This window comes from Microcoleus sp. LAD1_D5 (assembly GCF_036702115.1).
GTDB lineage: Bacteria > Cyanobacteriota > Cyanobacteriia > Cyanobacteriales > Microcoleaceae > Microcoleus.
Window position 1 is genome coordinate 1 of sequence record NZ_JAUBSA010000172.1, and the last position, 1,736, is coordinate 1,736.

The following is a 1,736-nucleotide window of genomic DNA, read 5'->3' on the forward strand; positions in this document are numbered from 1 at the left end:
ACACGTTGTCAACGCCGAACGCGAGTCAAAGTCTTTTGAGGTAAGGGTTTTAGGCTTATTCAGCAAGCCCTAAATAAGTCTTGAATAGCAGCAGCTACTGTATTCAACCACAAGGGATTGCCTCGGTAAAGGTCTATCAATTCTGACCATTTTTCAGATTCGGCTAGACCTTTTTCTGTGAATATTTCTCGCGCTGGTTCGCCTAAACCATTGAGTTGCAATGTTTGACAATTTTTCGGGTGGCTTTCTAATGCTGCAATTTCTCTGGGTTTTTCCCAACTAATCAAAACTATGCAACTGTTGTGACATGATTCTGCTATTTGCTTGAAGAAAGTGCCGTAATTTTCATATCCTGGTTGATAGTTTCCTGCTAGTTGTTGGCTGCTGAAAATTGTTTGCACATCATCGAGGACGATCAGACAGCGGTGCGATCGCAAATATTCTAGGGGCAATCCCCCCGTGGTTGCCCTTTCTTCGGGGGCGGGCACGGGGGCACCGCCCCTACAGAATTGAATTAAGTCGGTTTGGAGTGTTTGGAGGGGTGGCGCGTTGCGGAGGCTTCGCCAGATTATACAGTCAAATTCATATTGAATGTGTTGGATTAGTTGCAGGGCGATCGCACTTTTGCCACTTCCGCTTAATCCTAAGATGGTAATGAGACGGGTGCGGTTTTCCAAAATCCATTGTTTGAGGGTGGAAAGTTCGGATGTGCGATCGAAAAATGTCGAGATTTCGGGTGCGTCGCCTAAGTCGATCCGGGGCTGTTTTGCTGTGGGTTCGGGGTTTTGGGGTGTTTTGGGCGATCGCACTTCACGACAAACGTTAAAGTTATTATTGACTGTAACATTCTCACCAATTTTAATATGATCGCCAACTACAGCTAATTGATAATTATAAATGTTTTCCTTTTCTAATACCGCTCTAAAATTATTTTTAGTAATATTTTTTTTCAATCCTTTAGAAAGTATTTTCTAAAGCTCATATCCGACATTTCTAACATGACTTGGACTTGAGTAAACTTCTCTAGCAATTTGCGTGTAAGTTGCGTCTTGTAAAGTTCCCCGCAGGATAGCTTCTTGCACGTAATCTAAATGCTTTCCCGTCTTAGCAAAAATTAGCTCATCTGCCAGTGTCAAAACTTCGGCAATATCCATAGATTAGGGAGAAGCTGGAGTTTACGCAACTTATTATACCTGACATTTCGTACACTTACTTGTGACATTTTTGATGTTGTCATCTATCTAAAGTCAGGACTTTTCCTACACAGCTCATCCTTTATATTAATTGATTAAGGTATTAGCAGGATATTTTATATGAAGCGAGTGCGGTGGCTCAGCGGTTTGTTGTCTGCTGGGGTGTTGTCTTTTAGTTTAGCGACAGTTGGCGCACAAGTGGCACAGGCCCAGCGGCCAATCCATATATTCGACCTAAGCTGTGTTGGCAGATGGCCTACTTATGGGGCTAGTCGCATCAGGAGTAAAGATATTTCCATAGGTAGAGAACTATATACCAGTATTTTAGAGACGACACCTACCGGTTTCACTTGTAAACTTCCAGGCGGTCGCCTCTCTCTCCGATTGGAGTATGGAGTTAGTGATAACGATAACATTCCACCCCCCCAAATAGACGTTTACGTAGATGGAAATCAAGTAGCTTCCCAAGTAGGGCTTGCTGAAAAAGTGAGAAAACAGCATTTAGAAAGATGAGTGAATTCGAGTTCTCCTCGGCAATATAAG

General features: G+C 43.0%; 3 protein-coding genes. 1 reads left to right on the top strand and 2 read right to left on the bottom strand.

All coding sequences use genetic code 11. From position 1 onward, the window contains the following. Positions 1 to 59: 59 nt before the first annotated feature. Positions 60 to 953 (bottom strand): NB-ARC domain-containing protein, encoded by an 894-nt coding sequence (locus tag QUA70_RS28365; protein ID WP_333351092.1) that lies wholly within the window; start codon positions 951 to 953, stop codon positions 60 to 62. Between the two features lie 18 nt (positions 954 to 971). Beyond that, positions 972 to 1,154 carry a hypothetical protein gene (locus QUA70_RS28370; RefSeq protein ID WP_333351090.1) on the bottom strand — a complete coding sequence of 61 codons (183 nt, stop codon included), beginning with the start codon at positions 1,152 to 1,154 and terminating at the stop codon, positions 972 to 974. Between the two features lie 159 nt (positions 1,155 to 1,313). On the opposite strand from QUA70_RS28370, the gene QUA70_RS28375 reads away from it, so the two are divergent. Beyond that, the gene (locus QUA70_RS28375; RefSeq protein WP_333351088.1) at positions 1,314 to 1,706 is read left to right on the top strand and encodes a hypothetical protein; all 393 of its coding nucleotides are present in this window, start codon (positions 1,314 to 1,316) and stop codon (positions 1,704 to 1,706) included. Positions 1,707 to 1,736: the final 30 nt, after the last annotated feature.

What these genes read in the sequence shown, in the direction of transcription:
- QUA70_RS28375 (WP_333351088.1), top strand. Translation starts at nt 1,314, where the DNA reads ATGAAGCGAGTGCGGTGGCTCAGCGGTTTGTTGTCTGCTGGGGTGTTG.
- QUA70_RS28370 (WP_333351090.1), bottom strand. Translation starts at nt 1,154, where the DNA reads ATGGATATTGCCGAAGTTTTGACACTGGCAGATGAGCTAATTTTTGCT.